This is a genomic window from Streptomyces sp. NPDC051684, assembly GCF_044453445.1.
GTDB lineage: Bacteria > Actinomycetota > Actinomycetes > Streptomycetales > Streptomycetaceae > Streptomyces.
Genome location: NZ_JBITCS010000057.1, coordinates 1 through 22,763, shown reverse-complemented (window position 1 = coordinate 22,763; position 22,763 = coordinate 1). Strand labels below are relative to the sequence as shown.

Sequence of the window (22,763 nt, the reverse complement as noted above, 5' to 3'; positions counted from 1 at the left end):
CACCACATGAACGTCTGCGGCCTGTGCGAGCGGAACATCGAGCACGGCTACCTGTGCCCCGGCTGCACCCTCGCCACCGCCCGCCGCCTCGACAACGCGCCCCGCTGGTACACGGCCCTCGGCGCGTTCCTGCAGCCCGCCGTCACCGGCCCCGCCGAGGGCGTCCGGTCCGGCGGGCGCACCGAGGCGCCCCTGCCCGTCGCCGAGGCCCCGTTCAGCCTCCGCGGGCCCGGCGGCATCGTCGGTGTCCTCGAGGACTGGCGCGCCGCCATGCAGGCAGACCGCGGATGGGGACAGCCCGTCATCGAGCACGACATCGGCCGGCGCATCGTCGTCGCCGCCCGCGCCCTCTCGATCAACATGGAGTGGATCGCGTCCAGTTGGCCGATGGCCGGCGACATGGCCGCCGAGGTCCGCGGCCTCGAACGCGACGTCTCCTCGATCGTGGACCCCATCGACCCAGCCGAGCGTCCCGTCCGCATGGGGGAGTGCCCGACCGTCGTGGACGCCGAGGACGCCCGCTGCGGTGCCGTCCTGTCCCGGCGTCCCGGCGAGGGCACCGTCACCTGCCGGTGGTGCGGCTCGACATGGCCGCCGTCCCGCGCGCTCGCCCTCGCTCGCGCCCAGCAGGACGCCGCCAACGCCCCCGGGGCGCTGGCGAGTTGACGCGAGAGAATCACAACAAAGCGTGGCGTAAGGGCTGATCTTGTGCCAAGCTGACCCGTACAACCACAAACAGAACGGCCCCCGCCGGTGCTGGTAACACCGAACGAGGGCCTGACCGCCAACCTTGATCACAGCAAGGAGACGGCTATGGCTCATCGTGCCATGCCCAGGCGCCCGCGTGGCGTCCTGCGCCGGATCTTCCGGCCCACCCACCTCAGCCCTGACCGGCCCATTCCGCCCCTCTGGGTACGCGGACTCACCGCCGGTGGCCGCCCCGTCGTACTCGCCGTCGCACTCCTCATGTGCGCCCCCGGCGAATACCACCTGGCTCGCGCCGCAGGCTGGTCAGAACAGTTCGCCTACGGCATGCCGGTGGTCCTCTCCGCGTACGCCGGCATCGCGGCCGCCGTCGCCTCCACCCGCCGCAGCGGCGACCGCGGCCGCTGGTCCGCGATCCTCGGCGCCTGCCTCGCCCTCGGCCTCGCCATGGCCGCACAGGTCGTGTCCCACCTCATCGGCACCGGACACCTCGCCGCGTCCCAGGCGTGGCTCGTCGCCGTCACGTCGCTCGTGCCCCCGGCGGTCGTCGGGCACCTGCTGCACCTCGCAGCGACTCCGCCCGCCACGCACCAGGACGCCGAGGACGCCACCGAGACCCCAGACGTCCCGAGCGTCCCCGACGCCTCGTCAGTCGTCCCCGACAACGCGGTGCTGCTGCCGATCGTCGCGCCGCCCGCGCGCGACGAGCAGGACGGCCAGGACGGCGACGAGGACGACCGGGACGCCGCCGAGCGCCCGTCGCCGCCTCCCGTCCTGCTCACCACCGCAGAGGTCGCCCAGAGGTTCGGCGTCGACCCGTCCACCGTCCGTAGCTGGGTCCACGCAGGACGCATCGACGTCCACAGCAAGGACGACCGGGGACGTAACTGGTTCACCGAGGACGCCAAGCCGCGCGAGGCCGAGGTGACCTCATGACGCAGCCCGCGCTCAACGCCGACGAGCAGCTGCCCGCGCTCCCGCCCGGCGATGACCTGCCGCCCGGCTACGAGCCCGCCCCGGCCCACGAACCGTGGTCGTGGGCCGACTACTTCGCCGGCCACCCGGTCATCGAGTAGACGCCGTGCTCGCGATCCTCTTCCCGATCGCCGTGCTGGTCGCGTTCCTCGGCCTCTGCGCCGTCGCGCTCCCCGACGTCCCCCGCATCACCGGGACTGTCGCCTTCATCGTCACCATCGCCGCGCTCGGCGTGGCCATCCTCCGCTAGGACCCTCATGACCTACGTGACCCTCGGCGGCGTCACCATCGGTATCTGCATCCTCGTCGCCACCCTCGTGCGCTGGTGGCCCGGCTCTAAGACGCTCCGCAACGACCCGCTGCGCCAGGCTGGCCAGCTGCTCCCGTTCCTCTTCGCGTGGGCCTACGGCGTCCTCGTCACCCTCGGCGTCGGCGGCCTGATCGGCTGGGTCGCCAAGACCGCCCTGTGGATCACGAACTGGCTCGGCGACGTCGCCCTCGTCTGGGGCGTAGGCGGGCAGACCGGACAGCACTCGTCGGGCGCCGCCTACATCCCGCTCACCCAGACCGGCGGCGGCATCGTCCTCATCCTCACCGTCGCGATCGTCGTCGCGATCAAGAAGTCCAAGCGCGGCCGCGACCTGAAGATGGGCGCCTGGTGCGGCATCTGCCTCGGCACCAGCGCGGGCGTGGCCGGCCTCGCCGCCGTCCCCATCGCCCAGGCCGTCAACTGGCTCGGCGACACCGTGTACGGGGCCGTGGCATGAGCGACGACACCACCGAGCCGGACATCGAGCCCGAGGCCGCCGAGGACGACGCGCCACCGAGCCGCATCGCGGGCGCCGTCGTCGCGCTCATCCTCGCCGCGGCCGCCGTGATGATCGTCCGCGCCATCGTGACCGCGTTCCCCTACGTCGCTTACGCCGCCGCCGGATCGATCGTGACCGTGGTCGGGCAGCGCTCCGTCGCGTGGGCCCGCAAGCGCCGCGGCACCGACGACGCCGAGCCCGACGAGCAGGAGGCGCCGGACGTGGCCGAGGCACTACGCACGCTCGGCACGGGTGGCAACAGCGTGCTGTTGACCGCGCTGCGGAAGCAGCTCCGCACGGAGGACACCAAGACCGTCCGCAAGATCCTCAAGGCCGAGGGCATCCGTGTCCGCCCGGGTGTGCGCACCCCCACGGGCAACGGCCCGGGAGTCCACCACGAGGACATCCCGCCCGCTCCCCCCGAGCCGAACGATGAACACGGCGACGGTTGTTGCTGCAGGTCAGCCAACAACACCAACGCCAACAACGGCCAAGAGGACCCCCCTCAGAAGGGGTTGAGTGTAGAGGCCATCGGCCAGGCCGGGACCGTCGTCCGCGACGCCGCCGAGACCGAGCAGCGCCGAACCCAAGTCGGCACCCTCGTAGGCCGGTTCTTCGACGGCGCCGAGCAGAACCGGAAGCGCCGCAAGCGCTGACCCACAAGCCCCGGGGCGGCCGCCCTACCGCCAAGCAGATCGGCCGCCCCGGTTCCCATCCCGTACGAGACAGGAGCGCCATCATGGCACTGAACAACGACATGCCGATCAGGGACCCGGAGCGAGCGGAGACCGACACGGAGAACGCCACCGAGTACCGGGCCTCACAGGGCGGCTACTACCCGGTGGAGGAGAAGCCGGTCCCGGGTACGCCACAGCGGTAACGCCGCCACACCGGAACCTGCGCGCCGGGTAACGCCCGGTAGTTGGCCCCGCCGCACTCTCCCGCGGCGGGGCCTGCCTGCGTCATCATGAGCCCATGCCTGCCGCACTGAGGTTCGTGGGTGAAGACAAGGATCTGACGCTCGATGAGCTGTCCGCGTTCGTGAAGGCCGCCGAGCGCGCCGGAGTCTCCGGCGACAGCCCGGTACGTGCTGAGCTGTCGACCAGCGGCAAGATCAAAGAGGTTGAGGTCCCGCTCGACTGACCGGCCCCTGCCGCATCATGGAGCGATGGAGTCACAGCTGTTGCGCCCCGGCTACCTCACCGCCCACCAGACCGCCACCGCCCTCGACATCAGCCTCGGTGGCGTCCGCCAGCTCGTACGCCGCGGCCACCTCCGGCCGGCCCCCGGCTCGACGCCACGGCAGCGCTGGTTCGTCCTCGCCGACGTCCAGACTTACGCCGCACAGCGCGACACCGCCAACGCCGCTTGACTGCAGGTCAGGCCGGTGTCACGATCTCGGTGAACAACTGTGCCTCGAATCGGCACCACAGACGCACGACGAAGCCCCCGCAACGGTTCCCCCCGGCGGGGGCTTCGGCGTGTCCGGGCAGCAGCGCGGAGACCGGGTCACGGCCGGTGGCGCGGGAGAGGGCAACCCGCCCGCGCTGCTGCCCAACTGCCCCACCACCTGCGCCGCTTCCCCACCGGCCGCACAGCCCGCATCATGGCCCCTCAGACACACACAGCCCTGGGGGGAACCATGGCCAGCTACCGAGAGATCCAGTCCGCCGTGAGAGCCGAGAAGGTCAAACTCTGGCTCGGCTGGGCCGCAGGCATCGGCATCGCCGCCATCATCGCGAGCGCCACACGCAACATCGCCGTGGTCTCCGTGATCACGCAGGTGCTGCTCGTCGTCGTGTTCCTGCTGCTCACCTTCACCGTGTTCAGGATGACCACCGCGCTCAACCGCAAGGCCGACCGAGCGCGCGCCGAGGTCCTCGGCGACGACTGACCGGAGGTGGCGCCCGTGGCCGGCAACCCCCGCACCGGGCGCCCCTACATCCGGCTCACCGCCTGGCTCCGCTCGCAACGCCTGCCGTGCTGGCTCTGCGGCCACAACATCGACTACGGCCTGGACGCTCGGCACCCGCTGTCCTTCACCCTCGACCACGAGCAGCCGCTGTCACGCGGTGGCGACCTGCTCGACCCGGCCAACGCGAGGGCAGCGCATCGCCGGTGCAACAGCGCCAAGGGCAACCGCACACCCGCACGCCAGCCACAGCGGGCATCACGAAGGTGGTGACGAGCCGTGCTGTTCGTCGTGACCGGACCGCCGGCCGCGGGCAAGAGTAGTTGGATCGAGGCGCACGCCGGGCCCGAGGACATCGTCATCGACCTGGACCGCATCACCATCGCGCTCACCGGACCAGGCGCACCGCACTGGAACCACGGCGAGCTGCAGCAACGCGTCGCCCAGCGCGCCCGATACGCAGCCATCGACGAGGCCACCCAGCACCTGGACCGCCTCGACGTCTACCTGATCCACACCATGCCGAGCCCCAAGGCCATGGCCAAGTACAAGCGACTCGAAGCGCGCGTGATCACTGTCGACCCTGGCGAGTCCACCGTGATGGCCCGCATCCAGGCCATGCGGTCACCGGCCATGCAGAGGGTGGCGACCCGGTGGTACCGGGCACGGCGTGGGGCCCGACCATCGGGCATGCCGCAGGCCTCGCGGTCGTGGTGACAGCACGTCGCGGCGGCCGAGCACGCAGCGTCATGGCTCGATGAACGAAGATCGAAAAGTGGAAACGATCAAGGTTCGCAAGCCGATCGAACCGCGCGACGGGGGAGAGTGGATCAGAAGTTCAGCGATTGACCGGGCGACCCAAACGCCCTTGTTCGTCGGCTGTACACACGGGGCCCGTACTCGCTAATCCGCCGAAGCGAGCGCTAGCGATTTAGCGGCGCCCGTCACCCTCCGTTACGTGACGCTCTGTGACCGCCGGGGGTGATCATGTTCGGGAATGAGAGCGCGATCGCCGTCGAAGTCGATCTTCTCGGCGTCCGCGATATCGCCCCCGGTCTGGTGCAACTAGCGCTCACGCTCGCCGCGATCATGGACAAGGGCGGCAACGCGACCGCCCTCGCGAACACCGGGCGCGAGCTACGCACGGTGATGGAGACCCTCCGGAAGCTCGCTCCGGTCAAGGTCGAGGACGACGACGTCGACCAGCTGCTGCAAGAGGGGGTGGAGCGCCGTGTCCGTGCTCGCCGAACCTGACGTGATCGAGGGCGTGCAGACGCCGCGACTGTCCACCGTGCCGTCCGAGTGGCTGTCGTCTGCCGGGCGTGAGGCTGTCGAGCTGGCCAAGCTGGCGGGCCTTGAGTTGTTCCCGTGGCAACAGCGCGTCCTTGACATCGGGCTGCGCGAGCGCGCCGACGGGCAATGGGCCGCGTTCGAGGTCGCGGTGAACGTGGCGCGCCAGAACGGCAAGGGCGCGATCATCGAAGCGAGGGAGTTGGCCGGGCTGTTCCTGCTCGGCGAGCGCGTCATCCTCCACTCGGCGCACGAGTTCAAGACGGCCAGGGTGGGGTTCGAGCGGATCCGTTCCCTGATCCTCGGCACGCCGTCGCTGAGTAAGCGCGTCAAGCGGATCCTGAACAACACCACCGAGACAAGCATCGAGCTGGTCAACGGGCAGAAGCTGCACTTCCTTGCTCGCTCGGGAGCCACGGCCCGTGGCTTCACCGGGGACTGCATCATCCTCGACGAGGACATGATCCTCGGCGACGACGCCATGGGCGCCCTGATGCCGACGTTGTCGGCCGTCCCCAACCCGCAGATCTGGTACCTCGGTTCGGCAGGGATCGGCCACCCGTCCGTGCAGCTGGCCCGTCTGCGTCGCCGCTGTGAGGCCGCTCTGGAGTCCGGTACGCCGGACCCGAGCCTCGCCTACTTCGAGTGGTCAGTGGACCCGCACAGGGACGAATGCGGCCCGGCGTGCACCGACCATGACGATCCCAGCGACGTCGCTACGTGGGCCAAAGCGAACCCGTCGCTTGGCATCCTGATCACACCGGAGTTCGTGCGCAACGAGCGCGCAAGTCTGGGCAGCGGCGGCATCTTTGAGCGTGAGCGGCTCGGCGTCGGCGACTACCCGTCGGACTCGGCGGACACGTGGCAGGTCATCGCGGAGGACGCGTGGCGGGCGCTGGCGGCCGCCGACTCGACGCCCGGCGACGAGCTGGTGTTCTGCATCGACATGACGCCCGAGCGCTCGCACGCGGCCATCGCCGTGGCTGGCCCCTGGCGGGGTGGAACACACGTCGAGGTCATCGACCACCGGCCCGGTACGGGCTGGATCCTCGAGCGGGCTGTGGAGCTGCACGAGCGGCACAAGCCGCGCTGCTGGGTCATCGACGGCGGCGGCCCGGCCGGATCGCTCATCTCCGACCTGGAGGACCGCCTCGGCATCGAGGTCGTGCAGCCCAAGGCCCGTGAAGTCGCCGCGGCGTGTGGCCAGTTCTACGACGCCGTGACGGAACAGAACCTGTCGCACCTGGACCAGGCTCCGCTCGCCGCGGCTCTCGCGGGCGCGCAGAAGCGCCCGTTGGGCGACGCATGGGCGTGGGCCCGCCGGATCGTGTCGGTGGACATCTCTCCGCTGGTCGCGGTGACGCTCGCCAAGTGGGGCCTCGGCGTCGAGGTCGAGGACGAGGGGGTGCCGAACCTGTGGTGAGAACCGTGCTGCTGACCGTGGTGGAGGTCGTGTGCGTCCTTGCCGTGCTGTACGGCGTCGCGGCGATCTACGTGCCCGCAGCGCTCATCCTGGGCGGCCTGCTGGGCGTCGTGGCCGTCGAGCAGAAGCTGGCCGTGCCCTCGGCCACGCACCGTAAGGAGCCTGGTTCATGAGCCTGTTCGGTCTGTTCGAGCGGCGCTCGTCTCTGGAGAATCCGGCGGTGCCGCTCACCTCGTCTACCCTGCTCGACTGGTTCGGCGGTGCGCGGTCCGAGGCCGGTGTGCAGGTGTCGGAGGAGACGTCGCTCTACATGCCGACAGTGTGGCGGTCGGTCGTTGTCATCGCTGGCGTGTCCGCGGCGCTGCCGCTGCACAGCTACAAGGACGGGACGAAGGACCGCACCGAGGCGCCGCTGCTGAAGGACCCGCACCCGGAGCTGACGCCGCTCGAGCTGTGGCGCCTGGCGTACGTGCACAAGGTGCTTTGGGGCAACGCGTACCTGCAGAAGGTGCGCTCTCCGATGTCGCAGCAGGTCAGGGAGTTGTGGCCAATCAGCCCGGACCGGGTGTCTGTCGACCGTGAGCGGCCGAGCGCCGGGAACCCGTCGGGGAAGTTCTTCTATGCGACGGACGACTGGGGCGAGGTGCACCGGTTCACGCCGCGCGAGCTGCTGCACCTGCCGGGGCTGGGCTACGACGGGCTGAAAGGTCTGTCGCCGGTCGCGCTGGCCCGGAACGGAATCGGGCTGGCGCAGGCCGCCGAGCTGGGCGCGGCCAAGCTGTTCGGCCGCGGCAACATGGTGTCCGGCGTGCTGCAGACCGAGCAGCGCCTGGAGGCCGAGCAGGCGCAGGCCTTGAAGGCACGGTGGCAGGCCAAGGCCGGCGGCATCGAGAACGCCCACGAAGTGGCGGTGTTGGACAGCGGCGCCTCGTTCCACCCGGTGACAATGCCGTTCAAGGACGCGCAGTTCCTGGAGTCCCGCGAGTTCCAGGTCTCCGAGATCAGCCGCATGTTCGGCGTCCCGCTGTTCCTGCTGTCCGAGACCGCCAAGAGCACGTCGTGGGGCACTGGCCTGGAGCAGCAGGCACAGGGCTGGGTGACGTTCGACCTCGGCCCCACGTGGCTGTCGCCGACCGAGCAGCGCATCACCAAGGAGCTGCTGCCGCCCGGCGAGTACGCGCACTACCGGCTGCAGGGCCTGCTCCGCGGCGACAGCTCGTCGCGCGCCACGTTCTACCGGGCGATGCGCGACACGGGCGTCATGTCCGCCAACGACATCCGCTCCCTCGAGGAACTTCCCCCGATCCCGGGGCCCGAGGGCAACACCTATCTGCAGCCCACCTACATGGCGCCGCTCGGGTCGAACCCGCTCGCGCCCGACGATGCGCCGGCGCCGGTGCGCGCGGCCGCGCTCATGGCCGAGGCTCGCCGCCTGCTGGCCGAACACGAGGCACAAGGAGGCGACCATGCCGACGATGACGACGAGCGCTGAGAGGCGCCACCTGGCGCTCGGCGAGGCGGGGGTGACGATCCGCGCCGATGGCGCCGAGCCCCGGTTCTCCGGGTACGCCTCGGTGTTCAACTCCCGTACGGCGATCGGGAACCCGCTCCGGTGGGGGTTCTATGAGGAGATCGCCGAGGGGGCGTTCTCCAAGACGCTCGCCGAGGCCGACGCCCGCATGCTGATCGACCACGATTCGTACTACGTCGTGTCGCGCATGTCGGCCGGCACCCTGTCGCTGTCCGAGGACGAGCGCGGCCTGGCCGTCGACTCTGCCCTGGACGGCGAGCTGTCGTACGTGCGTGACCTGCAGGCGAACCTCAGGAACGGCAACATCACCGGGATGAGCTTCGGTTTCTACGTCATCAAGGACGAGTGGAACACGGAGTCCATCGAGGTCGAGGGCGCCGATCCGGTCGACGTCGAGGTCCGCGTGATCCGCGAGGTGCGCCTGATCGAGGTGTCCGCGGTGACGTTCCCTGCCTACCCCGAGACCGAGGCCGAGCTGAAGGCCGTGGCCCGGGCGCTGGATCGGCGCGGCGACTACGCCGCGGTCGAGGCCGCCGCCCGGCACAGGCCCGAGCTGCTCGACCTCGTGCACATCGACCGCGAGCCGGGAGAGTCCACTCGCGACGAGCAGAAGCCAGTTGAGCCGGCGGTGTCCACTCAGCCGGCACGTCTGCCGCTGTCGATGCGCATGAACGCGCTGGCCGCCCGCTACGGGCTCCCGCGCACGTAATCCCTATCCACCTTCCGTCAGCCCTCCGGCGTCCGCCGTGGGGGCTGTCTGGCGTGCCGTGAAAGGACACCGCCACCATGACCACCACTCTGCTCACCCGGGCGATCGAGAAGCGGGCCAACGTCTGGTCCCAGATGCAGGAGATCCAGCAGCGCGCCGACGGCGAGGGCCGCGAGACGCTCTCGGCCGAGGAGCGCGAGAAGTGGGACCGCGCCGAGGCCGAGCTGTCCGAGCTGTCCGGCGACATCGAGCGCATGGAGCGCGCGGCCCGCATGGACGCCGTGCAGCGCTCCGAGGTCGTCGTGACCGGCGGCGACCGCGAGGGCGGCGAGGACCGCGCCGAGCAGGCCGAGGCCGCCTACCGGGATGCGTTCTCCGCGTACACCCGGCGCGGCATGGCCCGCCTGACCAACGAGCAGCGCGAGCTGCTCATGTCGAACCACTCGGAGATCCGCGCCGGTGCGACGGACCCGGGCACGGCCGGCGGATACCTCATCCCGACCGAGACCCTGAACAAGATCACCGAGACCATGAAGGCGTACGGCGGTCTGCTCGGCGCGGCCAACGTCATCACGACCGGGTCCGGCAACGATCTGAACTGGCCGACGTCGAACGACACGAACAACGTCGGCGCGATCCTCGCCGAGAACACGCAGATCACCGAGCAGGACGTGGCGTTCGGGCAGAAGACGCTCGGCGCGTACCTCTACACGTCCAAGCTCGTGCGGCTGTCGCTGCAGCTCGTGCAGGACAACGTGTTCAACATCGAGTCGTGGCTGACGGCGAAGCTGGGCGAGCGCATTGGCCGCGCGGTCGCCGCGCACCTGGCGACCGGTACGGGCACGAACCAGCCCGAGGGCCTGTTCACCAACGCCACCGCCGGTGTCACCGGCGGCGTGTCCGCGGCCGCGGCCGTCACCTACGACGACCTCGTGGACCTGCAGCACTCCGTCGACATCGCGTATCGCGGCAACGCCCGGTGGGCGATGTCGGACGGCGCGCTGAAGATGGTCAGGAAGCTGGTCGATGGCCAGAACCGCCCGCTGTGGGAGCCGTCGCTGCAGGCCGGTGTGGCATCGACGCTGCTCGGCTCGCCGGTCCTGCTGGACAACGGGATCCCGGCCCCGGCGCCCGACGCCAAGAGCATCGGGTTCGGCGACATCAAGGCCGCGTACGTGGTGCGGCAGGTGGCGGGTGGGCAGATGGTCCGCCTCGACGAGCGGTACGCCGACTTCCTCCAGGTCGGGTTCTTCGGCTTCCTGCGCCTGGACGCCAAGCCCGACGACGCCAGTGCCTTCCGCGTGTTCGAGCACGGCGCCGCGGCCTGATCTGTCCGCACGCGGCCCCCGGCGTACTGCCGGGGGCCGCCCTGCAGGGAAGGGAGGGACCGATGCCCCGCATCCGAGTCCTCAAGTCCGTGGGCGGACTGAACTTTTCGTGGCGGCGCGGGCAGGTCGTCGACGTCGACGAAGCCACCGCCGCGGCGTGGGCGGACGGCGAGCGCGCCGTCCTGGTCGAGGAGCCCAAGGCGCCGGCGCGTGCCGAGAAGGCAACGCCGCGCTCGCGCGGCGGCGGCCGGGCCAAGCGGCCCGAGACCCGCACCGAGGAGTAGCGGCGTGGCGCTCATCGACTTGGACGAGGCCAAGCAGCAGCTCAACCTCACGGGCGACGGCAGCAACCTCGAGCTGCAGGCGTACATCGAGGGGCTGACCGCGGTCATCGAGAACGTGGTGGGCGTCGTCGAGGAACGCGAGATCACCGAGACGATCGACGGCAACGGCAGCACGCTGTGCCTGCTCAAGACGCCCGCTCTCGCGCTCGTGTCCGTCACCCCGCAGCTGGACCACGGCGCCGGGCTCGACGTCGCGCAGCTGCACCTCGACGGCGCCACCGGCGTCGTGCGGCGCCGCAACGGCGGCCGGTTCCATGGCGGTCCCTGGACCGTCACGTACACGGCCGGCCGCGGCGCCGTGCCGCCCACCATCAACCTCGCCGCCCGCATGCTGCTGCAACACCTGTGGCGCACGCAGACCGCGAGCCGCGGGCCCGTGCTCGCCGGGGGCGACGACTACAGCGTCACCGAGGTCGTGCCCGGCCTCGGCTACGCGGTCCCCAACCGCGTCCGCGAGCTGCTCGAACCGTTCAAGTTGCCTCCGGGGGTGGCGTGATGGCGTCTCGTCTCCCGGAACTGATCGATGCAGTGGCGGCCCGTGCTGGGGCTGAGCCCGGCCTGGCCGGGGTGATGGTGACGGACGGGCCGCAGGTCACCGACAGCGACGCCCGCGAGTGGCTGATCGTCGGGTTCGACGGCAACCCCGAGGGCGAGTTCGAGGCCGGGCAGACGTCCGGCGGGTGGGCGACGCTCGGCACCGACCGCGAGGAACAGCTGCAGCTCGTCGTCGCCGTCATCGTGATGCGCGGCGACACCGACGTGCGGGCCGCCCGGCAGCGCGCGTACGAGATCGCGGCCCCGGTCGAGCAGCTGCTCGGCGCGGACCCGTCGCTCGGCATGCGGTCGGCCGAGGTCGCGATCGGCAGCACGCAGCTCGTGCAGGAACAGACCAGCAACGGCGTGCAAGTGCGGCTGCTGCTGCAGCTCGCCGGGCGCGCCTTCACGTAAGGAGACCGCCCGTGGAACTGGTGCGGATGGCTCACCCGGAACTCCCTGATCAGGACGTCTGGGTGCAGCCGATTCAGGTCAAGGCGTACAAGCGCGCGGGCTGGGTGGTCGTCAACGACGACGGCAGCCCGGTGGAAACGGCGGCCGCGGCACAGGGCCGCCCGCTCGAGGAGGAAGAGGACTGACATGGCGACTCCGATTCAGGCGTCCACCCGCTACTACCGTCGCGGTGTCACCCGCGTGCTGTGGGTGCCGACGATCGCGAACAAGAACAGCCCGACGCGATCGGAGCTGAGCGCCGGTACCGCCCTCGAGGCGGAGACGGGCGCGATGGACGGGTGGCAGACCACGTCCGAGACCGTGGCCACGCCCGCGCTCGGTTCCCGGTTCACGCCGGTGGTCGGCGGCGAGATCACGGCCGACGACTCGTCGCTGACGTTCTGGGCGTCCAAGGACGGCGACGACGTCCGCACGCTGCTGGTGCGCGAGGCGTCCGGTTTCGTGGTGTGGATGGACGAGGGCGACGTGCCGACGCAGACCATGGACGTTTACCCGTGCACGGTGACCTCGCAGGCCAAGGTGCGTGAGCTGGACAACGCGGCACAGATCATGTGCCAGTTCGCCATCACGTCCGAGCCCGCCGAGAACGTCTCTATCCCGGCCTCGGCCTGAGCCGTGGCCAGCTCGGTACGGATCCTCGGCACCGGGCAACTCCTTGAGCTGTCCCGGAAGATGCGGGCGGCCGGCGGGCCGCGGCTGCAGCGCAACCTGTCGCGCAGGATCCGGCGGGCCGCCGAGCCGCTGCACAAGGATCTGCAGCAGGCGATCCGCACGGTGCAGCTGCCGGGCTCGGGACGCAAGAAGCGCGGCGGCCCCTCGCCCACCACACGGCCTCTGCGGGCGACGCTCGCGGGCGGGGTCCGTATCAGCGTCCGCTCCGGGGCCAGTCCCGGCGCGCGCGTGTGGATGGACAAGGGGCGCCTGCCGCGCGACCTGAAGAACATGCCGTGGGTCATCGACGAGGGCAGGGTGCGCCACCCGGTGTTCGGCAACCGCAAGCGGTGGTCGACGCAGTGGGCGCGGCCGACCGGATGGTGGTCGCGCACCGTCCGGGAGGGCATGCCCCGCATGACCCGAGAGATTGAGCGGATCACGGACGACGTGCGCCGCGACCTGGAGTAGGAGCAGATTCCGTGATCGTTACGTACCGCCATGACGACGGCACCAGCGAGCAGGTGTCCACCGACGACCTGTCGGCGATCGAGTCGGCCGACATCGAGGAGGTCATGAACGGGACCTCGTGGCGGGAGATCGAGGACCAGCTGCGCGCGCAGGACCCCACGTCCATGCGCGCGGTGCTGTGGGCGTTCCGCCGCCGCGCCGACAAGGACCTGAAGTTCTCCGAGTTCGACGTGCCCGGATGGCGGCGGCGCCTGTCCGCGCGCATCGAGCGGGCCGAGATCGATGATGTCCTGGAGTCCCTCGTCACCGAGGCGCTCGCCAACAACGAGGACGCCGCGGTCGACGCGATGCTGCCGCACCTGCGCAAGCTCGCCCACGCGCAGAGCGACGTCGACGCCGCGCTCGACGCTCTGGGAAAAGGCCACTTGGTAAAGGGCCTGGAGGCCTCCGAGGTCTGATCCTCGAATACCGGTGGCTGCTCGCGCACTACCTGCACATTCGCCCGTGGGAGATCGAGAACCTGTCGGCCGCTGACCTTGAGTCGGCGGTCGCCTGGATCAACCGCCACACCGCCACGCGCTAACGCGCGCCCTCGAGGGGAGGTGGCTGGTGGCTGACCGTCTCTCCTTCACCCTCACCGGCCGTGACGAACTGTCCCGCGTCCTGAACGGGGCGGGCAGTTCCGCCGACCGGCTGCGGCTTCGGCTCGCGAACCTGAGCGTCGACGCGAACGGCAACCTGCGCAACCTGCAGGGCACCCTCGTCAGTACGGCGGACGCGCACCGCCGCCTCGACCGCACGGTGGCCGGCAGCCGCACCTCGTTCACGTCCGTCTCGGACGCGGCCGAGAAGCTCGGCGAGAAGCTCAAGTCCAACCTGATCTCTCTGGCGCCCGCGGCGATCCCGGCCTCGGCGGCGCTCGCCGGGGCCGCGGCGCAGGTCGCTACGCAGTTCGGTGCCGTGGCCGTGGCGGCGGCCGCGTACGGGCTCGCGCTCGGCCCGCAGGTCAAGGCGCTCGGCGAGGCCGTCCAGGCGCAGGACAAGTACAAGGAAGCCGTACGGACGTCGGGGAAGAACTCGGCGGAGGCGGTCAAGGCACAGGGCGAGTACCAGCAGGCGCTCGCTGCGCTGCCGCCGGCGACCCGCGAGGCGGCGGTCGCGGTCGGCCTGCTGCGCGACAACTACAAGGAGTGGTCCGACAGCCTGTCCGGCGACGTGATGGGCCCGTTCACCAAGGGCGTCGCGGTCGCCAACGCGCTGCTGCCCAAGACGTCCGGGCTCGTCAAGAGCGCGTCGACGCAGTTCGACCGGCTCATCACCATGGTGGGCGGGGCGATCTCCACCCCGGGGTTCGACGGGCTGACCCGCAAGTTCACCGACTTCTCCGACCGCACGATGACCCGTTCGGTGAGCAAGCTGAACGAGTTCCTGGCCAAGGCCGACGCCGGGCAGGTAGGCGGCGGTATCCAGCAGTTCCTCGACTACGCGCGCGCCAACGGGCCCGCGGTGTGGGACACCCTGCAGAACGTCGGGGACGCCCTGCTGCACGTGCTGCAGGCCGGGTCCGACGTCGGCGTTGGCATGCTCGACGTCGTCAACGCGCTGTCCGGGATCGTGTCGGCGGTCCCGCCCGACGCCATTGCCGGGCTGCTGCAGCTGGCCATCGCCATCAAGGCGGTGCGCCTCGCGTCGGTCGGTATGGATGCGGCGCGCGCGGCGATGCTGTCGCTGGGCCTGCAGGTGTCCGCGATGCGCACTGCGGCCGCGGCCGCGCCGGGGCCGATCCGCGGCGTGACGGCGGCGATCGGCGGACTGTCCAAGGGCGCGAAGCTGGCGATGGCCGGCACCGGTATCGGCCTGCTGCTGATCGCGCTCGGCTCACTGTCGGAGCGTGGCCAGAAGGCGGCACCGGACGTCGACAAACTGACGACGTCGATGGGCGAACTGGCGCGTACGGGCAAGGTGTCGGGCGAGGCCGCCCGCGCGTTTGGCACGGACCTGAGCGGGCTCGCCGACGCGCTCGGCACCCTGGCCCGGCCCAGCAACCTGGACAAGACGCAGCAGTTCCTGACCGGGCTGATCGGCATGGATTCGACGCCGGTGAAGAACGCCAAGGAAGCGCTCGACGGCGTCGACAAGGCCCTGGCCAACATGGTGACCGGGGGCAAGGCAGACCTCGCGGCGCAGGCCCTGGACAACGTCATCGCCAGTATGCGCAAGCAGGGGTACTCGGCGAAGGAAGTCCGCGCGCAGCTCGACGACTACAAGTCGGCCCTCGCCGGGCAGCGCCTGGAACAGGAACTCGCCGCGCAGTCGATGGGCCTGTTCGGGCAGCAGGCGCAGCAGACGCAGGCGGCCCTCGCAGAGCAGAAGCAGTCCGCGGACGGGCTGCGTCAGAGCATCCAGGCCCTCAATGACGTGCAGCGCGCTGGGCTGGGCGGGATGATCGGGTTCGAGGCGGCCATCGACGCGGCGACCAAGGCCGGCCGCGAGAACGCCGGTGTCCTCTCGATGCAGGGCGGCAAGCTCTCCCTCAACACGGAGAAGCAGCGCAACGCTGCGCAGGCCCTGTCCGACCTCGCGGCCAAGACGGACGAGGCCGCGGCCTCCAACCGTGAGGCGACGGGCTCGTGGTCCGGGGCGATCGGCATTTACGAGCGGGGCCGGGCCAAGCTGGTCGAGACGGCCATGCAGATGGGCCTCACGAAGAAGCAGGCGCAGGCGCTCGCCGCGCAGATCCTGAAGACGCCGAGCAAGACGGCAATGCTCAAGGGCGACATGCGCGACCTTCAGGACAAGATCAATAAGGCGAAGGGGGGCATCAAGTCCGTCCCGCCGTCGAAGCTCTCCAAGCTCCAGGGAAACCTGAAAGACCTGGAGCAGAAGGTGCGGGCCGCAAAGGCGTCGCTCAAGTCGGTGCCGCCGTCGAAGCGCTCGGCGATGAAGGGCGACATTGCCCAGCTCGAGCGCGCGGTGCGCAACGCCAAGTCCGCGCTCGCCAGCCTGAAGGACCGGACCGTGACCGTCACCACGGTGCAGCGGACCCGGTTCGTCACCATGGGCAAGAAGCCCCCCGGCCCGTACGCGTCGGGCTACAACTTCGGGAACGCGGGTGGCCTGCTCAAGCGCGCTTCCGGCGGGCCGATCCCCGGTTACCCCGACGGGGGCAGGGTGCGCGGTCCCGGGTCGGCGACGTCCGACTCGATCTTGATGTGGGGCTCGAACGGCGAGTACATGGTCAAGGCCGCGTCCGTGGCCAAGTACGGCCTCAAGTTCATGGAGGACCTCAACTCGGGGAAGCTGCCGATTTCGTCGGGCCGCGCGGCGGCTCCGGGGCGGCCCGCGGCTACGCCGTCCACGCAAGCATCCACAGGCGGTGGACAACAGGTCACGTACAACGTGTATCCGCGGAGCAGCGTGATCGACGCCAAGGACCTGAATCTGATCCAGCGGCAGGAAGAGGCGCGGCAGCGCGTGGGGAGGCCCCGGTAGATGCCCGTCATTGCAGCACCCCAGGTCATCGGCCCGGAGGACCCGGGCGGCGAGACCCCGCCACCCATCGAGGTGCCTGAGGTCGGATACGCGACCATCACGTACATCGACCCCACCGGCACCCGGTGGCCCATGACCGACCTGTCGGCCGACTGGTACACCCTCGCCGAGGGCGTCAGCGGCCTAGGCGCTGCCCCCTACGTGCTCACCTCCGACCCGCACCCGCGCGGCGGGGCGAGGCTGCGGCACGTCCAGCCACAGCCGCGCACGATCGTGTGGCCGCTGCTCGTCAAGGGCAAGGACCACAACGTCTTCACGGCGAACTGGCGGGCCCTCGCGCGGGCGTTCACGCGAACCCTGCGCGACGGGCCGGGCCTGCTCGAGGTGGCCCGCCCGTCGGGCAGCGTGCGCCGCATCCCGGTCCACTACCAAGAGGGCTGGGACGGGCGCGGGCAGACCGCCACCGGCATCACCTGGGACTCGGCCGTGCTCACGCTGTGGTGCGAGGACCCGTACTGGATCGATGCCGTCCCGGTCACGATCCACCGTGAGTCGGGTGTGCTCGTCGACTTCCTGGACCCGTACCCGATGGTGTCCTCGGGGCAGGTCCTCGGCGCCACCACGGTCACCAACCCGAGCGACGTCGACGTGTGGCCGACGTGGACCATCACCGGGCCCGCCACCCGCATCACGTTCACGCGCGAGGACACCGGCGAATCCTTCACCCTCGACCCGTCCGACATCGGCGCCGGCCTCACCGCCGGGCAGAGCGTCACCGTGTCCACCGACCCGCCGCAGGTCCGCGGACCCGGCGGCGACACCGACAACTGGATCGGCGCGCTGAACTGGCCGACCGCTGTCCTGTGGTCGCTGCCGCCCGGCGACACGGACGTGACGTTCCAGCTCGACGGCGCCGGGCCCGGCTCGGCCGTCGACCTCACCTATTACCCCAAGTACGAGACAGCGTGAGGGAGGTGGGCGCGTGGCGGTCCAACTCCTGGTCACCGACCGCAACCTGAACTTCATCGGTGACCCGCTCGCCAAGTGGACCAAGCTGTCCTGTGACCTGAACTTCAACGCGCCCGCCTCCGGGGCCGTGACGCTGCCCGCGTGGCCGCAGCACATCGAGCTGCTGCAGCCCGGCAACCGGCTGGTGCTGGTGCGGGACGGCGCGATCTGGTGCGCGGGCCCGATGGAGAAACCGCAGGACTACAACTGGGACCTCACCCAGGATCCCGGCCCCGGCACGGTCACCGTGACGTTCACCGACGACCTCGCGCGCATCGCCGGATACCTCACCTACCCCGAGCCGACCAAGGCGTTCTCAGCGCAGACCACGACCAGCAACGTGGTCCGGCAGATCACCGACACCAATGCCGAGCAGCTCATCCGGCAGTTGGTGTCGGAGAACTGCGGGCCGACCGCGCTCACGGTCCGCAGGATCGAGCGCCTGGTCCTCGACACGCTGGCCGGCGTCGGCGGCACCCGCTCCGTCAGTACGCGGTTCGAGGCGCTCCTCGACGCGTGCCGGACCGTAGCCGCCACCGACGGCCTCGGGTTTCGCACACGGCAGGTCGGCGACGAGATCCGGTTCGGCGTCTACCAGCCCGCCGACCTCACCGCCACCGCCCGGTTCTCGTACGGGCTCGGCAACCTGCGCAAGCTGGCCTTCACCATGGGCGCGCCCCTGGCCACGTCCGAGCTGGTCCAGGGCGGCAACGACCCGGCCGAGGAAGCGACCCCGGCCAACGTGCGCGCGTTCGTCGAGGTCACCTCCGGTGCCGCCGCGGACTGGTACCGCGTCGAGAAGCTCATCGAGGAGTCCGGCAAGGACGACAGCAAGGGCGAGCTGACGCAGGCCGGAACGCTCGCGTTCGGCGACGACAACCCGCAGGCCTCCCTCGCCACGGAGACCGTCGACACCGCGGACCTGAAGGCCGGCCGCGACTACGGCCTCGGCGACAAGGTGACTGTCGTGCTGCCCACCGGGCTGGAGGTCGCCGACCTCGTGCAGACGATCCGCCTCGAGGCCACCCCCGACGAGGGCGAGCTGGTCACCGCTGTGATCGGCAACTCCGACAAGACCACCACGAGCGCCACGGTGCGCACGGTACGAGACCTGGCCCGCAGGCTCGGACGACTGGAAGTGAGGTAGCAGTGGCTCAGGACTCCTGGCCGTCGCCGGACCACAACAGCCGGGCGGTGACCGATGCCGAATACGAGCAGATCGCCGGGCGCTTCTCCGACAACGGCGTCGACGGATACCCCACCGATGCGCAGGTCGTCACGGCCGGCGCCGGGCTCAACGTCACGATCCGGGCGAACGTGCGGGCCTCCGTGCGCGGCCACGCGTGGACCTCCGGCGCCGACGGCGACTCCCTCTCCATCACCCCCAACACGTCCGGCCAGGCCCGCGTCGACCGCGTCGTCCTGCGGCTCAGCCGCAGCACGTGGACCGTGCGCGCCGTCGTCAAGACAGGCACCCCCGGCGCGGGCCCGCCGACCCTCACCACCGGCGACGAGTACGCGTCGTTCGAAATGCTGCTGGCCAACGTCACGGTGCAGCCCAACGCGCTGTCCGTCACCGTGCAGCGCGGCGAGCGGTATATCGGCACGCGGATCCGCCCGGCGATCTCCTCGTCGCTCACCGACCCGAACGCGCTGCCCGGCGACGTGACATGGGAGCACGACACTGGCCGCCTGCAGCTGTACGACGGCGCGGCCAAGCACGCGATCTACGAGGACAGCGGCGAAATCAGCGTCGACTCCCCGCTGGCGGCCTGGCAGATCGACGTCGAGTCGATCCTGCAGGTCCGCAACGGCACGGCCTCGCTGCGGCTCGGCACGTGGATCCGCAAGGGTTCCACGCTCGGCAACACCGCCGACTCCCGCCTGCCGCTGCTCGTCCCTAGCGCCTACCGGCACCCGACCCGCAACATCTACGCAATGTGCTACATCACGGGCGCGCAGATCGGCCGCATCACCCTCTACTCCAAGGCGTCGGACAAGCCCGGACAGGCCTGGATCACGCAGAAACCGACGATCGGCGTCGGTGATTTCGTCCTCCCCGAGAGCGTCAGTTGGGTGGTGAGCTGAAGTGCCACGGTACGAATTCGGATCCGGCGCCGCAGACTTCGTCGTGCGCCCCGCCGACGGCCTGTGGGGCGTCGGCGCCAACGTGGCCGTCACCATGTGGGACGCGGTCACCGAGGGCAGCCAGTACACCGACCTCCAGGACGTGGGCGGCCTGCCGACCACACAGGTCGTCACCGACGAGTTCGGCGGCATCCCCCGGTTCCTCGGACCGCCCGACGTCACCGGCATGTGGGCCGACGCCGGAGGTGCCAACCGCTTCTGGATCGAGGCGCACAGCGTCACCTCCGGGTACAGCCAGGCCGGGTCCGTCCGCGACTGGCTCAACGTGCGCGACTACGGCACCAAGGGCGACAACGTCACCGACGACACCGCGGCGATCCAGGCCGCGCTCGCCGCATGCCCGATGGGCGGCGTCGTCTACCTTCCGGCCGGCGGATACCGCACCTCGGCGCCGCTGACGATCCCGCCCGCAGTCACCCTCATGGGCACGCACACGAACCTCATGACCGTGGTGAACCTGACCGACCCGCCCTGCTACATCAAGCCGTTGGCGGCGTTCACCGGCACCGCGGTCATCGAGTTCCTCGACCAGATCGAGGGCGGTTATTCCACGATCTCCGCCGAGCACCGCATCCTGAACGTCATGATCGACGGGTCGGCGCTGACCGATCCGGGCATCGACGGCATCCAGGCCCGCGGCAACATTCAGAACGTCGGCCTACGGGACGTGACGATTCGCAAGGTCACCGGCGCCGGCATTAACACGCAGGAGAACGGCGGGTTCTTCCCGTACAGCTGGCGCCTGCACCGTGTGATGGTCGACAACTGCGGCTGGCACGGCATCAACGTGCAGGTCATGACCGACATCACCATGGTCGACTGCCAAGCCATCGGCTGTGGTGCCAACGGGTTCGAGATCAGCAACGCGGCGAACTCGCAGATGATCGGATGCCGCGCCGAGTGGAACGTGAACAACGGCATCCACCTCACCGGCGACTGGGCAGACGGCACCGGGTCGGGCGGCATGCTGCTCGGCGACTGCAGCACGGACCGCAACGGCTTCAACGGCGTGCTCGTCGACGCGGTCGGCAACCCGCCAATCCAGATCGAGAACCTGCATACCCGCCGCGACGGCCGCAACAACGGTGCAGGCGGTGGCGGTTACGCAGGCCTGAACTGCAACGGTGCCGAACTCCCCGTCATCGTCGGGCTGGTCACCTGCTACCCCGGCGTCGACGACGACGGCACGCAGACCAACAGCCCGCAGTACGGAGCCCGGTTCACCGGCTGCACCTACGTGTCCGTCGACGCCGGGTTCCTGCACGCCGCGACGGCGGGCTGGTCGGACGGCGGCGGCAACACCGTGCTGCGCCGCGGCCTCAACATCGCCGAGCGCACCGGAACGACGGCGGCCCCAGTCGACGCGTTCGCCCCGCCCACCGACGTGGCGGGGAACCTGAACGTGGGCGGCTACCTCGCCGCGGCGTCCGGGCAGTCCGGCGGCGTCTGGAACATCTGGGACGCCACCAAGAAGGCGCTCAACCTCGGCAGCGCGGGCGGCGGCATCGCGATCAAGGAGGGCACCAACGCCCGTATGGGCACCGTGACCCTGAACGGAACCACCGCGGTCACCGTCCCCAACACCTCGATCACCGCCACGAGCCGCATCCAGCTCACCACCCAGACGCCGGGCGGCACCGTCGGCGCCCCCTACGTCTCGGCGCGCACTGCCGGGACGTCGTTCCAGGTGAAGTCCACGGCCGCGGGCGACACGTCCACCGTGGCGTACGTCGTGTTCGAGCCCGCGTAACCCGCCCCCGTTCCCCCGCACCCCGTCCCGATGGGCGGGGTTTCTGCATGTCAGGAGAGTGCATGGCCACCTGCCGTGGCATCGACGTGTCCGCCTACCAGGGCACCCAGAACTGGACGGCGCACAAGCGCGACGGCGTCGCGTTCGCGTTCGCCAAAGCGAGCGAGGGCCAGAAGACCCACGACGCCCGGTTCGCCACCCACATCAAGGCCATCAAGGCAGCCGGCATCGTGCCCGGCGCCTACCACTTCGCGTGGCCCAACCAGGACGTCGCGCGCGAAGCTTCGAACTACATCTCGGCCGTTCGCCCGTACGCGGGCCGCGGGTTCACGCACTGGCTCGACCTCGAGCGCTACACCGACGGCCGGAACTACAGCGGCCGCTCAGCCTCGCAGATCAATGCATGGGTGGCCCGCTGGGTCGCCCTCGTGCAGGAAGCGTTCCCCGGCCAGCGCGTCGGCATCTACACCAGCGGAAGCGACATCGCCTCGGGCCACGTCCCCGCCGGACTGCCGCTCTGGTACCCGGCCTACCCGTGGGGCGCCGCCGCGTACAGCCGGGCCGAGGGCGCCACGCAACCGAAACCCAGCGGACGCGCCCCGCTGATCTGGCAGTTCACCAGCCAGCCCATCGACCGATCCATCGCCTACATGTCCGCCGCGGACCTCCGCGCGTGGGCGGCCGGCACCGACTCCGAGGAGGACCCCTTGGCGGGCATGACCAAGCAGGACATCTACAACGCGGTGTGGAAGACCGACGCCGTCCCCGCACCGGAGACATCGACCACGATCAAGACCAACCCCACATGGGCCGCAGTCAGCGTGCTCTCGGACATCGCGAACCGCGTCCGCGCCACCGAGGCGACCGTGAACGCGCAGGCCGCCACGATCAAGACGCTGGCCGAGGCGCTCGCGAAGCAGGACAGCGCGGTCGACGTCGACGCGCTCGTGCAGCGCATCACCACCGCCATCGAGTCCGTCACCGTCCGCCTGGACGTCGACGACGAGAAGTGAGGACGGCATGGCCAAGTACCTGAAGGCAATCGCCGCGGCGGTCGCGGCCTGCGCCGCCTCGCTCGCCACCGCCCTCGATGACGGCTCGATCTCCACGCAAGAGGGCATCACCGCACTTGTCGCGGTGCTCGCCGCGCTCGGCATCACCTGGGCTGTGCCCAACAAGCCGAGCACGACGACGGAACAGTGAGGCGGG

At 70.3% G+C, this 22,763-nt stretch carries 32 protein-coding genes; all 32 read left to right on the top strand.

Annotated elements, in window-relative coordinates:
- Window positions 1-6: 6 nt before the first annotated feature.
- The 32 genes from ACIA8D_RS38895 to ACIA8D_RS38740 all read left to right on the top strand — a co-directional run bounded on the left by ACIA8D_RS38895 (window position 7) and on the right by ACIA8D_RS38740 (window position 22,757).
- Complete coding sequence (locus tag ACIA8D_RS38895; protein ID WP_399239718.1) at window positions 7-666, top strand: hypothetical protein; 660 nt, start codon at window positions 7-9, stop codon at window positions 664-666.
- Between the two features lie 147 nt (window positions 667-813).
- The gene (locus ACIA8D_RS38890; RefSeq protein WP_399239716.1) at window positions 814-1,641 is read left to right on the top strand and encodes a helix-turn-helix domain-containing protein; all 828 of its coding nucleotides are present in this window, start codon (window positions 814-816) and stop codon (window positions 1,639-1,641) included.
- Window positions 1,638-1,781, top strand: a complete 144-nt coding sequence (locus tag ACIA8D_RS38885; protein ID WP_399239714.1) for a hypothetical protein — start codon at window positions 1,638-1,640, stop codon at window positions 1,779-1,781. The genes ACIA8D_RS38890 and ACIA8D_RS38885 overlap by 4 nt, the downstream gene beginning before the upstream one ends.
- Before the next feature lie 5 nt (window positions 1,782-1,786).
- Window positions 1,787-1,930, top strand: a complete 144-nt coding sequence (locus ACIA8D_RS38880; protein ID WP_399239712.1) for a hypothetical protein — start codon at window positions 1,787-1,789, stop codon at window positions 1,928-1,930.
- Between the two features lie 7 nt (window positions 1,931-1,937).
- Window positions 1,938-2,447, top strand: a complete 510-nt coding sequence (locus tag ACIA8D_RS38875) for a hypothetical protein (protein ID WP_399239710.1) — start codon at window positions 1,938-1,940, stop codon at window positions 2,445-2,447.
- The gene (locus tag ACIA8D_RS38870) at window positions 2,444-3,145 is read left to right on the top strand and encodes a hypothetical protein (protein WP_399239709.1); all 702 of its coding nucleotides are present in this window, start codon (window positions 2,444-2,446) and stop codon (window positions 3,143-3,145) included. The genes ACIA8D_RS38875 and ACIA8D_RS38870 overlap by 4 nt, the downstream gene beginning before the upstream one ends.
- Window positions 3,146-3,228: 83 nt before the next feature.
- Complete coding sequence (locus ACIA8D_RS38865; RefSeq protein ID WP_399239707.1) at window positions 3,229-3,369, top strand: hypothetical protein; 141 nt, start codon at window positions 3,229-3,231, stop codon at window positions 3,367-3,369.
- Window positions 3,370-3,464: 95 nt separating this feature from the next.
- Window positions 3,465-3,632, top strand: coding sequence for a hypothetical protein (locus ACIA8D_RS38860; protein ID WP_399239705.1), 168 nt, complete (start codon window positions 3,465-3,467; stop codon window positions 3,630-3,632).
- 25 nt (window positions 3,633-3,657) lie between these two features.
- Window positions 3,658-3,861 (top strand): hypothetical protein, encoded by a 204-nt coding sequence (locus ACIA8D_RS38855; RefSeq protein WP_399239703.1) that lies wholly within the window; start codon window positions 3,658-3,660, stop codon window positions 3,859-3,861.
- Between the two features lie 270 nt (window positions 3,862-4,131).
- Window positions 4,132-4,383: a hypothetical protein gene (locus ACIA8D_RS38850; protein WP_399239701.1), complete on the top strand. Its 252-nt coding sequence runs from the start codon at window positions 4,132-4,134 to the stop codon at window positions 4,381-4,383.
- 15 nt (window positions 4,384-4,398) lie between these two features.
- Window positions 4,399-4,674, top strand: coding sequence for an HNH endonuclease (locus ACIA8D_RS38845; RefSeq protein ID WP_399239699.1), 276 nt, complete (start codon window positions 4,399-4,401; stop codon window positions 4,672-4,674).
- 6 nt (window positions 4,675-4,680) lie between these two features.
- On the top strand, window positions 4,681-5,118 hold the full coding sequence (locus tag ACIA8D_RS38840; RefSeq protein WP_399239697.1) for a hypothetical protein: 438 nt from the start codon (window positions 4,681-4,683) through the stop codon (window positions 5,116-5,118).
- 270 nt (window positions 5,119-5,388) lie between these two features.
- Complete coding sequence (locus ACIA8D_RS38835; protein WP_399239695.1) at window positions 5,389-5,655, top strand: hypothetical protein; 267 nt, start codon at window positions 5,389-5,391, stop codon at window positions 5,653-5,655.
- Window positions 5,639-7,114 (top strand): terminase, encoded by a 1,476-nt coding sequence (locus ACIA8D_RS38830; RefSeq protein ID WP_399239693.1) that lies wholly within the window; start codon window positions 5,639-5,641, stop codon window positions 7,112-7,114. The genes ACIA8D_RS38835 and ACIA8D_RS38830 overlap by 17 nt, the downstream gene beginning before the upstream one ends.
- Window positions 7,115-7,119: 5 nt before the next feature.
- Window positions 7,120-7,287: a hypothetical protein gene (locus ACIA8D_RS38825; protein WP_399239691.1), complete on the top strand. Its 168-nt coding sequence runs from the start codon at window positions 7,120-7,122 to the stop codon at window positions 7,285-7,287.
- A complete protein-coding gene (locus ACIA8D_RS38820; protein WP_399239689.1) occupies window positions 7,284-8,606 on the top strand; it encodes a phage portal protein in 1,323 nt (440 codons plus the stop codon). The genes ACIA8D_RS38825 and ACIA8D_RS38820 overlap by 4 nt, the downstream gene beginning before the upstream one ends.
- On the top strand, window positions 8,581-9,354 hold the full coding sequence (locus ACIA8D_RS38815) for an HK97 family phage prohead protease (protein WP_399239687.1): 774 nt from the start codon (window positions 8,581-8,583) through the stop codon (window positions 9,352-9,354). Before ACIA8D_RS38820 ends, ACIA8D_RS38815 begins: the two co-directional genes overlap by 26 nt.
- A 77-nt stretch (window positions 9,355-9,431) precedes the next feature.
- Window positions 9,432-10,682, top strand: a complete 1,251-nt coding sequence (locus ACIA8D_RS38810; protein ID WP_399239685.1) for a phage major capsid protein — start codon at window positions 9,432-9,434, stop codon at window positions 10,680-10,682.
- A gap of 62 nt (window positions 10,683-10,744) precedes the next feature.
- Window positions 10,745-10,966, top strand: a complete 222-nt coding sequence (locus tag ACIA8D_RS38805) for a hypothetical protein (RefSeq protein ID WP_399239683.1) — start codon at window positions 10,745-10,747, stop codon at window positions 10,964-10,966.
- Between the two features lie 4 nt (window positions 10,967-10,970).
- Entirely contained in the window at window positions 10,971-11,522 is a 552-nt protein-coding gene (locus tag ACIA8D_RS38800) for a hypothetical protein (protein ID WP_399239682.1), read from the top strand.
- Complete coding sequence (locus ACIA8D_RS38795; protein ID WP_399239680.1) at window positions 11,522-11,974, top strand: hypothetical protein; 453 nt, start codon at window positions 11,522-11,524, stop codon at window positions 11,972-11,974. The genes ACIA8D_RS38800 and ACIA8D_RS38795 overlap by 1 nt, the downstream gene beginning before the upstream one ends.
- An 11-nt stretch (window positions 11,975-11,985) precedes the next feature.
- On the top strand, window positions 11,986-12,159 hold the full coding sequence (locus tag ACIA8D_RS38790; protein WP_399239678.1) for a hypothetical protein: 174 nt from the start codon (window positions 11,986-11,988) through the stop codon (window positions 12,157-12,159).
- Between the two features lies 1 nt (window position 12,160).
- Window positions 12,161-12,646, top strand: a complete 486-nt coding sequence (locus tag ACIA8D_RS38785; RefSeq protein ID WP_399239676.1) for a hypothetical protein — start codon at window positions 12,161-12,163, stop codon at window positions 12,644-12,646.
- 3 nt (window positions 12,647-12,649) lie between these two features.
- A complete protein-coding gene (locus ACIA8D_RS38780; RefSeq protein WP_399239674.1) occupies window positions 12,650-13,156 on the top strand; it encodes a hypothetical protein in 507 nt (168 codons plus the stop codon).
- An 11-nt stretch (window positions 13,157-13,167) separates the two neighbouring features.
- On the top strand, window positions 13,168-13,614 hold the full coding sequence (locus ACIA8D_RS38775; RefSeq protein ID WP_399239672.1) for a hypothetical protein: 447 nt from the start codon (window positions 13,168-13,170) through the stop codon (window positions 13,612-13,614).
- A gap of 151 nt (window positions 13,615-13,765) precedes the next feature.
- Window positions 13,766-16,648 (top strand): hypothetical protein, encoded by a 2,883-nt coding sequence (locus ACIA8D_RS38770; RefSeq protein ID WP_399239671.1) that lies wholly within the window; start codon window positions 13,766-13,768, stop codon window positions 16,646-16,648.
- A complete protein-coding gene (locus ACIA8D_RS38765) occupies window positions 16,649-17,617 on the top strand; it encodes a phage tail protein (protein ID WP_399239669.1) in 969 nt (322 codons plus the stop codon).
- Window positions 17,618-17,630: 13 nt separating this feature from the next.
- Window positions 17,631-18,803 carry a siphovirus ReqiPepy6 Gp37-like family protein gene (locus ACIA8D_RS38760; RefSeq protein WP_399239667.1) on the top strand — a complete coding sequence of 391 codons (1,173 nt, stop codon included), beginning with the start codon at window positions 17,631-17,633 and terminating at the stop codon, window positions 18,801-18,803.
- A gap of 47 nt (window positions 18,804-18,850) precedes the next feature.
- Window positions 18,851-19,744, top strand: coding sequence for a hypothetical protein (locus ACIA8D_RS38755; protein WP_399239665.1), 894 nt, complete (start codon window positions 18,851-18,853; stop codon window positions 19,742-19,744).
- A 1-nt stretch (window position 19,745) separates the two neighbouring features.
- Complete coding sequence (locus ACIA8D_RS38750) at window positions 19,746-21,554, top strand: glycosyl hydrolase family 28-related protein (protein ID WP_399239664.1); 1,809 nt, start codon at window positions 19,746-19,748, stop codon at window positions 21,552-21,554.
- Window positions 21,555-21,616: 62 nt separating this feature from the next.
- Window positions 21,617-22,567 carry a glycoside hydrolase family 25 protein gene (locus ACIA8D_RS38745; protein ID WP_399239662.1) on the top strand — a complete coding sequence of 317 codons (951 nt, stop codon included), beginning with the start codon at window positions 21,617-21,619 and terminating at the stop codon, window positions 22,565-22,567.
- Window positions 22,568-22,574: 7 nt separating this feature from the next.
- Window positions 22,575-22,757 carry a hypothetical protein gene (locus ACIA8D_RS38740; RefSeq protein ID WP_399239660.1) on the top strand — a complete coding sequence of 61 codons (183 nt, stop codon included), beginning with the start codon at window positions 22,575-22,577 and terminating at the stop codon, window positions 22,755-22,757.
- Window positions 22,758-22,763: the final 6 nt, after the last annotated feature.

Bases quoted from the DNA above. Each gene is read 5' to 3' on its own strand.
- ACIA8D_RS38870 (WP_399239709.1), top strand. From the start codon at position 2,444: ATGAGCGACGACACCACCGAGCCGGACATCGAGCCCGAGGCCGCCGAG.
- ACIA8D_RS38810 (WP_399239685.1), top strand. From the start codon at position 9,432: ATGACCACCACTCTGCTCACCCGGGCGATCGAGAAGCGGGCCAACGTC.
- ACIA8D_RS38835 (WP_399239695.1), top strand. From the start codon at position 5,389: ATGTTCGGGAATGAGAGCGCGATCGCCGTCGAAGTCGATCTTCTCGGC.
- ACIA8D_RS38820 (WP_399239689.1), top strand. From the start codon at position 7,284: ATGAGCCTGTTCGGTCTGTTCGAGCGGCGCTCGTCTCTGGAGAATCCG.
- ACIA8D_RS38815 (WP_399239687.1), top strand. From the start codon at position 8,581: ATGCCGACGATGACGACGAGCGCTGAGAGGCGCCACCTGGCGCTCGGC.
- ACIA8D_RS38745 (WP_399239662.1), top strand. From the start codon at position 21,617: ATGGCCACCTGCCGTGGCATCGACGTGTCCGCCTACCAGGGCACCCAG.
- ACIA8D_RS38795 (WP_399239680.1), top strand. From the start codon at position 11,522: ATGGCGTCTCGTCTCCCGGAACTGATCGATGCAGTGGCGGCCCGTGCT.
- ACIA8D_RS38740 (WP_399239660.1), top strand. From the start codon at position 22,575: ATGGCCAAGTACCTGAAGGCAATCGCCGCGGCGGTCGCGGCCTGCGCC.
- ACIA8D_RS38785 (WP_399239676.1), top strand. From the start codon at position 12,161: ATGGCGACTCCGATTCAGGCGTCCACCCGCTACTACCGTCGCGGTGTC.
- ACIA8D_RS38890 (WP_399239716.1), top strand. From the start codon at position 814: ATGGCTCATCGTGCCATGCCCAGGCGCCCGCGTGGCGTCCTGCGCCGG.
- ACIA8D_RS38855 (WP_399239703.1), top strand. From the start codon at position 3,658: ATGGAGTCACAGCTGTTGCGCCCCGGCTACCTCACCGCCCACCAGACC.
- ACIA8D_RS38895 (WP_399239718.1), top strand. From the start codon at position 7: ATGAACGTCTGCGGCCTGTGCGAGCGGAACATCGAGCACGGCTACCTG.
- ACIA8D_RS38875 (WP_399239710.1), top strand. From the start codon at position 1,938: ATGACCTACGTGACCCTCGGCGGCGTCACCATCGGTATCTGCATCCTC.
- ACIA8D_RS38865 (WP_399239707.1), top strand. From the start codon at position 3,229: ATGGCACTGAACAACGACATGCCGATCAGGGACCCGGAGCGAGCGGAG.
- ACIA8D_RS38805 (WP_399239683.1), top strand. From the start codon at position 10,745: ATGCCCCGCATCCGAGTCCTCAAGTCCGTGGGCGGACTGAACTTTTCG.
- ACIA8D_RS38885 (WP_399239714.1), top strand. From the start codon at position 1,638: ATGACGCAGCCCGCGCTCAACGCCGACGAGCAGCTGCCCGCGCTCCCG.
- ACIA8D_RS38765 (WP_399239669.1), top strand. From the start codon at position 16,649: ATGCCCGTCATTGCAGCACCCCAGGTCATCGGCCCGGAGGACCCGGGC.
- ACIA8D_RS38860 (WP_399239705.1), top strand. From the start codon at position 3,465: ATGCCTGCCGCACTGAGGTTCGTGGGTGAAGACAAGGATCTGACGCTC.
- ACIA8D_RS38850 (WP_399239701.1), top strand. From the start codon at position 4,132: ATGGCCAGCTACCGAGAGATCCAGTCCGCCGTGAGAGCCGAGAAGGTC.